The following is a 7,182-nucleotide window of genomic DNA, read 5'->3' on the forward strand; positions in this document are numbered from 1 at the left end:
ATCGTAAACCAATTCATTGCTAAACGCCAATTTTGAATTGGCATCGTCCATTTCTTCGCAGCATTTGATGTTGCTAAGTAAATGACCTTCTTTACTGAGTCCAACGAGCAAATGAAATTCTATATAAAGCAGCCGCTTTTTTCACCCAGGCGGAGCTCGACTCCCCACGCAAATAATGGTGGTCGTTATGGCATTCGTAAGGTCTGGGAGCAGTTAAGGAAAGAAGGCTACTGCATCGCATGTTGTCGTGTTGCTCGACTAATGCAATAGCTTGGTATACAAGGTGTATGGCATGTTAAGAACAAACTCACTACAGGCCACCGAGATGATCAAAAGCGTGCAGATGATTTAGTAAAGCGTGATTTTACGGCACAGCATCCCATCAACCTTTGGATTGCTGACATCACCTATATTGAGACTCATTCAGGTTGGGCCTATACGGCATTTATTATTGATGTGTTCTTATGTGCCATCGTAGGTTGAAAAGTATCAACGCGAATGAACACAGATATGGTGCTCGATGCACTAGAGCAAACGCTTCGAGATCGTGGTATGCCTGAAAATGTAATCCACCATTCAGATAGAGGTGTGCAATATTTATCAATTTGCTATACCAATCGTTTAGAGGCAGCCAATGTGAAAGCTTCTGTTGATACAACTGGCGATTCAGATGACAATGCATTGGCTGTAACGGTTAATGGTTTATACAAAATGGAGGTGATTGAATATTTGAAATCTGATTGGACAGGTCTATCTGATGTTGAACTTGCCAAATTGAGTTGAGTCGATTGGTTCAACAAAAAATGGCTATATAGTGCAATTGAATATGTATTGCCTTTTGAGTTTGAGGCAATGTACTATGATAAGATTAACCCGTTAGATCAGGTGGCCTAACTTAAATAAAAAGTCTCCGACAAACTCGGTACGGTTCAGTCTCATTAAGACAGCATATCAAGAACATCCTAAAGCGCCACGTGAGCCTGTAAATTATTTTTGCCTTATTATCCAATTCAGTTGTGGTTTCTAATGATCATAAGCAAAAATTGACTCCTCAGAAGTTTATATCTTATAACACTGGACAATGGGACACTTTGTCTCAGGAAGACTTACGATTTCTCTACTTCCAACATGATAGTGAAAAGGAGTTACATTACATACTTACTGAGAATTATTTAACATTAGGTCTTAATAAATTATTTTCATAGATACGTACATCTTCGATAAAAAAGGAGATAAGTTTTTGCACTTACTTTCATATAGTGTGAATATTTTACCGTTATTCACCTTCCAAAAGTCTATTAATAAATTCGCCAAGGTTTATTTTTAGTTTTTTGCTGTAAAAATTGAATAAAACATTTAATTCTAGGACTTTGAAGCTTTCGATTTGCATAAATAATATACTGCGGTTCCGTTATTCCTGAACTAAAATCTCCTAGAATTGGTACCAGTCTTCCTAATTTAATATCTTCACCAATATGGTAATCTGCAAGTCTAACTATTCCTTCTCCTTTCAAAGCAAGATCTCTTAAAAAGGTGCCTTGAGAAAAAGAAGCTATCGGTTTTACAGGAACAATAAAACTTTCATTGTTTTCCATAAAATCCCAATTATTCCAGTTGCTTGAAAAATTAAAATGAAAACACCGATGCTGCAATAATTCATGAGGATGATTAGGTATTCCATATTTTTCAAGATACTTGGGGGCTGCACAAGTTATCCATTGACTGTCACCTATTCTAGTTGCAATTCTAGAAGAGGACGGCAGTATTCCACCATAAATTGCGATATCAACTCCACGATCAAAATCATCCTGATATATTGCATTTAGCTCAAAATCAACACTCAATGAGGGATAATTATCTAGGAACTCAGGTAACCAGGGTAAAATTTGATGCTGTGCAAAAGTTGGCATTGTTCTAACTTTTAAAACGCCAGATATTCTATTTGGGAATGCTTCGGCTAAAGAGTCAGCTTCATTCATTGCTGCCACAACATTTTGCGCACTTTTTAAATATGCTCCTCCTTCTTCAGTCAATGTAAGCTGTCTAGCTCCTCTTTGAATAAGACGCACACCTAAACGGTTTTCTAGTCTATTAATTAGCTTACTAACTGCTGATGGTGTTAAATCATTTGCTCGTGCTGCTGCAGAAAAGCTTCCATGTTCGTATGCCCAGATAAAAGCCATCAATTGTCGATAGTTATCCATAGTGTTCTCTCTAGCAGCATTTAATTAGATTTGAATATAGCACCTAGAATTTTATCAAACCTTTCCTTCTATTCACATGTAGTATGAATTTGGTGCAATCTACGAACAATTTACTTTTGCTAGTATCTACCTCAATCTGAATACTTTATTTCAAGGAGAAAGTGATGGTACAGCAAAGAAATCCTGATTACTCAGCCAATGAAGAACTTATGCCTTTTCAATTACCACAAGTACCTTATATGTCGCCAGATCTTGTGATTCCAGGTGTTTTAGATGAGGCTTTGAAAGATGATAATTTATGGGTACCGACATCTGATTCAGTTAGTTTTAAACCATTACTTTTAAATACTAGTGCTGGCTACTACGTTAATTTATTACGTGTACGCAAGAGTGGTGTGTTATCTAGACATCGACATACAGGAGCTGTACATGCATTTGTACTCAAAGGTCGTTGGTATTATCTTGAGCATGATTGGATTGCAGAAGAGAAATCATTCGCTTACGAACCACCTGGTGAAACTCATACTCTTTTCGTACCTGAAGATGTTACTGAAATGATCACACTTTTTATGGTTCATGGTGGCTATACATATGTAGATCCTTTTGGAAAAGCAGTAGGTTATGAAGATGTGTTTACTAAACTAGAAGCTACTCGTGAACATTACAAAAAAATTGGTATTCCTGAAAGTGAATTAGAAAAGATCATTCGATAATAAGCTCTATCTTCTATATAAAAATGCCAATTCATAAAATGATTGGCATTTTTATATTTTTCTACTGTCAAAAACTGGTCAGAATTATTAAAGGATTAGATATGTTAAAGATAATGGGATTTCCTGGTGAATATATCCAAGGAGCACATGCTTTAAGAAAGATTGGTGATATTGCAATAAGATATCAGTTTAAAAAAATTGGAATTATTTATGATCAAGCCATTGAAGGACCTATTCTGAGTAAAGCTACTGATTCATTAAATAAGGCAAATATAGATTTTATTAGTTATAAATTTCCTGGCGAATGTACTTATGAAACTATTGAACATTTAAGTCATACCATGGAAAAACACAGTATAGATTCCATCATCGCCCTAGGTGGTGGTAAAGCCATGGATACCACTAAAGGAATTTCAAAAAAATTAAATATACCTATCATTATTTGTCCTACAGTCGCATCCAGCGATGCCCCTACAAGTAGGCTGATAATTGTTTATGATGATTATCATAAAGTTCAAGCTGTGGAAAAAACAAAGCGAAATCCTGATATTGTATTAGTTGATTTAAATACAATTGTACAGGCACCAGCTCGCTTTTTTGCTGCAGGTATTGGTGATGCTATTAGCAAAATGTTTGAAGTAAACCAATGTAAAAATGCAAATGGCCTCAATTCATTTTCTACACCACCATTAGAAACAGCATTATTATTAGCAAATAATACTTATAGTAATCTCATCTCCTGGGGGAAAATGGCATATGAAGATGTAAAACAACATAATATTACCTCATCAGTAGAAAAAGTGGTTGAATCGACAGTACTTCTAAGTGGCATAGGTTTTGAAAGTGGCGGCTTATCTTTGGCACATGCTCTGATAAGAGGATTAACAGCCATTCCAGAGCTAGCTACCAATTTGCATGGTGAGTTAGTAGCTTTTGGTACTGTTGTCCAAGCTGTATTAGAAAATAGAGAGCATATTTTTATTAATGAGCTTATTAGTTTTCTAAAATCCATTGATTTACCGACCGCAATTGCTGAATTGGGATATCATCAAGAGATAAGTGATTCGATGTTAGAAACAATCATTATGCATACTCTGCAAAATGATTATAGTAAAAACTTTGAACCTCCTCTAAGCAAAGAAAGCCTAAAACAGGCAATAATTAAGACTAATCATTATCGCTAATAAAAAGGGAGATAACCTCCCTTTTCAGCGCATCAACCAACCACCTGCTATATCAATCACTTGTCCAGTGACAAAGTTGCTGCCATTAGAAGCTAAAAACTCTACAACTTTTGCTACTTCTATTGGTGAACCTAATCGACCCAAAGGAGTATCATCAATCACAGATTGATTTACTTGATTACCTACCTCTAAAACCATAGGTGTTTCTATACGTCCAGGTGCAATTGAATTTACATGAATGTTATGAATACCTAATTCCCCAGCTAAGTGTCGAGTTAAGCCAATAATTGCAGCTTTTGTTGCACTGTAGTGACATGCAACTACAGGCAGGTACGCATTTGCAGCAACCGATGATGTATTAATGATTTTTCCAAATTTATGTTTAATCATCTCTGGAACTAAAATTCGAATAAAATTAAATGATCCATTTAAATTAACATCTATTACACGTTGCCATTCTTCAGAACATAGCTGCCAAATTTTATGAGCATGTCCTTGATGCTTTGGAGAAATTCCAGCATTGTTAACTAAAGTATCAATAAATCCTATTTCATTATAAAAATATTCATACGCAGCCTGACAAGCCTCATAATTAGAAATATCAGTACAAAATGATCTTACGCTATATCCTTTGTCTACCATTTCCTGATGTTTAGCCACTAATAGATCGCTATTAAAATCTATCAAAGCAACAGTTGCACCTAACTGGGCAAAATGTTCAGCAATAGCTGCACCAATTCCATTACCTGCACCCGTAATTAAAACTTTTCTATCCTCAAATAATCCTTGCATCATAACTCCATCAAATATTTTTAAAATTCCCATAAAAAGAAGCAAAGACCTGAATTATGGTCTTTGCTTTCAACTAGTTACTTAACATTATCTAAATCAATGCCTTTATTATTTTTCCATGTTAATACTGCAATTGAAGCAATTATAGACACCACAATCAGGTAAACATTAAAAATCCAACCTTTATCTATTGAGTAAAGCCAAGTATTCACATAGGAAGCCGTACCCCCAAAAATTGTTACTGCCAAAGACATGAAGAAGCCTAGAAAATTAGTTCGATATTTAGTTGGAATTTGTTCTGACATTGCTGCAGGTTTACAAGACATCAAAAAAACCATTGTAAATAGACCAACACTCTGAGCTACTAATAAAGTCCAAGGCTCACTACTAATTAATGACCATAATGGGAAAAGTAGTAAAGATGAACCTATATAAGTGATTAAGGAGTTATTGTTTCTTCCAATATAATCAGATAATCGACCCTGAAATGGTAAACAAATCAAATAGATTACTTGTGCAATACAACTCATCATAAAAGCATCTTTTGCAGGCATTTTTTGTATCCCCATCGCATAAATTGCTGCACAAGTTACCCATGTATAAAATGTTAAAGTTGAGCCTGCCTCGTAAAAGAAGAGCTTGATCCCGACTTTCATAATCTTAGAAAAAGGCCATTTTACATCATCTAAATTTTGATCATTATTTTTTTCAACATGTGTTTCAATCATATTCCTACGCAGATAAATTGCAAAAAATGCTAGGCCACCACCAATAGCAAAAGGAACACGCCATACCCAATCATGCATCTGCTGATCTGAATACATTACATTTAATAATGCTAGAAAAAGTGTTGCTAATAATGAACCTGCACCGACAGCAAAAAATGACATACTTGACCATAAACCACGTCTTTTAGGTGGAGCTATCTCTGCAATATATGCATATGATGTAGCTGTTTCTCCTCCATGTGCAAATCCTTGAACTAATCTAGCTATTAGTAATAGACCCGATGCCCATGCTCCAATTTCTTCATAAGATGGAATAAAAGCGATCATTAAGCTTGCCAAAGCCATCATTACCATTGTGACCAGCATAATGTTTTTCCGGCCAAACTTATTTGCAAGAGGACCAAATACAAAGCCGCCTATTGGTCGTGAAACGAATCCTACTGCAAAGACCGCTAAGGTGTTCAAGAGCGCTGATGTCGGGTCAGTTTTATCAAATAATGCTGAAGCAATGTAGACTGAAGCTACAGCATAAATTGTCCAATCATACCATTCCAATAAATTGCCGACGCCACTGGCAATTAAGGATTTTTTAATGTCTTTCTGCACAACTTGCTGTGACTGAGACTCAATATCTGAAAAGCTAGTCATGGCTACTTCAATCCCTTTAAAATAAGAAATAAACGGCAGTCCTATTACTAATTTGATTTAAACTAGTGATTTGCCTGATTAGAATTTTTGCACATTTTTTATTTTTAAACGGTGAAGCTAATTCAAATGTATTGTGAATCAAAGGAACACCTGAATTGGATTTGGCGAAGATAATATCAATATTTAACTCGTTCAGAATCCGCCAAAATTGCGTGATCTGGCTGTCTTGCCTGGATTTCTGATTAACTCTGAATACCGAGTGTTTATCGCTATAAAAGGCCAGAGGTTTGCCGTATTATTCAATGTAGGCTAGGGTTGAAAGCATATAGTCAAAGGTCGTTTCCGTCTCACAAAAGCGCAAATGCAACAGCTTTCCAGTGGCATCATCGATATAAATCAGCAAGCAGCACTTAGCAGCTTGACCTTCAAACCATTCATGATATGAGCCATCAATCTGGATCAGCTCACCAAAGCAATCCAGGTTATAGCATGGCTGGTATGGGCGTTTTAGACGTTTGGATCGCGGAATCCAGAGGTAATTGGCCATCATTTAGCGCCGAAGCGTTTCTACCGGGATATTCAGGTCAAATATGCTGCTGAGCTTCTCATGTGCCAAGGTAGGTCCAAAGCCCAGCAGATGTTCAGAAATAATGGAAAGACATTTTGATTTTAATAAATCATCATGGCGACGATGGCCAGGTTGACCACGACTGGCATGTGCCATACCTGAAACACCATCTTGATTGAGCTTCTGTAATAACCGGGTAATTTGACGGGTGGAAAGATTCAGGATTTCAGCAGCACGGACCTGGGTAATACGATAATCTCGAACGTCTCGCAGAACTGCAAGCCGTTGAATTTCTTTGTCAGACATAGACACCAACATATCAAACCGTCCGCTAAGGAAATTGCA

General features: G+C 36.4%; 6 protein-coding genes and 2 pseudogenes. 4 read left to right on the forward strand and 4 right to left on the reverse strand.

Annotated elements, in window-relative coordinates; all coding sequences use genetic code 11:
• Positions 1 to 174: 174 nt before the first annotated feature.
• A pseudogene (locus ADA42_RS18105) lies at positions 175 to 894 on the forward strand (IS3 family transposase); the annotation flags it as partial.
• A 122-nt stretch (positions 895 to 1,016) separates the two neighbouring features.
• On the forward strand, positions 1,017 to 1,205 hold the full coding sequence (locus ADA42_RS18985; protein WP_227613714.1) for a hypothetical protein: 189 nt from the start codon (positions 1,017 to 1,019) through the stop codon (positions 1,203 to 1,205).
• Positions 1,206 to 1,298: 93 nt separating this feature from the next.
• On the opposite strand, the gene ADA42_RS13720 is transcribed toward ADA42_RS18985, so the two are convergent.
• Positions 1,299 to 2,204, reverse strand: coding sequence for a LysR family transcriptional regulator (locus ADA42_RS13720; protein WP_004942644.1), 906 nt, complete (start codon positions 2,202 to 2,204; stop codon positions 1,299 to 1,301).
• 164 nt (positions 2,205 to 2,368) lie between these two features.
• On the opposite strand from ADA42_RS13720, the gene ADA42_RS13725 reads away from it, so the two are divergent.
• Positions 2,369 to 2,917, forward strand: coding sequence for a 2,4'-dihydroxyacetophenone dioxygenase family protein (locus ADA42_RS13725; protein WP_004942640.1), 549 nt, complete (start codon positions 2,369 to 2,371; stop codon positions 2,915 to 2,917).
• Positions 2,918 to 3,018: 101 nt separating this feature from the next.
• Entirely contained in the window at positions 3,019 to 4,101 is a 1,083-nt protein-coding gene (locus ADA42_RS13730) for a glycerol dehydrogenase (protein WP_004942638.1), read from the forward strand.
• Positions 4,102 to 4,125: 24 nt separating this feature from the next.
• On the opposite strand, the gene ADA42_RS13735 is transcribed toward ADA42_RS13730, so the two are convergent.
• The 3 genes and pseudogenes from ADA42_RS13735 to ADA42_RS18115 all read right to left on the reverse strand — a co-directional run.
• Positions 4,126 to 4,926, reverse strand: a complete 801-nt coding sequence (locus ADA42_RS13735) for an SDR family oxidoreductase (RefSeq protein WP_228137606.1) — start codon at positions 4,924 to 4,926, stop codon at positions 4,126 to 4,128.
• 44 nt (positions 4,927 to 4,970) lie between these two features.
• Positions 4,971 to 6,269: an MFS transporter gene (locus ADA42_RS13740; RefSeq protein WP_048765756.1), complete on the reverse strand. Its 1,299-nt coding sequence runs from the start codon at positions 6,267 to 6,269 to the stop codon at positions 4,971 to 4,973.
• Between the two features lie 157 nt (positions 6,270 to 6,426).
• Positions 6,427 to 7,155 (reverse strand): annotated as a pseudogene (locus ADA42_RS18115) (ISNCY family transposase); the annotation flags it as partial.
• Between the last annotated feature and the right edge of the window lie 27 nt (positions 7,156 to 7,182).

It is taken from the genome of Acinetobacter sp. 243_ASPC (assembly GCF_001054715.1).
In the GTDB taxonomy this organism is placed as follows: domain Bacteria; phylum Pseudomonadota; class Gammaproteobacteria; order Pseudomonadales; family Moraxellaceae; genus Acinetobacter; species Acinetobacter soli.

What these genes read in the sequence shown, in the direction of transcription:
- ADA42_RS13720 (WP_004942644.1), bottom strand. Translation starts at nt 2,204, where the DNA reads ATGGATAACTATCGACAATTGATGGCTTTTATCTGGGCATACGAACAT.
- ADA42_RS13725 (WP_004942640.1), top strand. Translation starts at nt 2,369, where the DNA reads ATGGTACAGCAAAGAAATCCTGATTACTCAGCCAATGAAGAACTTATG.
- ADA42_RS13730 (WP_004942638.1), top strand. Translation starts at nt 3,019, where the DNA reads ATGTTAAAGATAATGGGATTTCCTGGTGAATATATCCAAGGAGCACAT.
- ADA42_RS13735 (WP_228137606.1), bottom strand. Translation starts at nt 4,926, where the DNA reads ATGGGAATTTTAAAAATATTTGATGGAGTTATGATGCAAGGATTATTT.
- ADA42_RS13740 (WP_048765756.1), bottom strand. Translation starts at nt 6,269, where the DNA reads ATGACTAGCTTTTCAGATATTGAGTCTCAGTCACAGCAAGTTGTGCAG.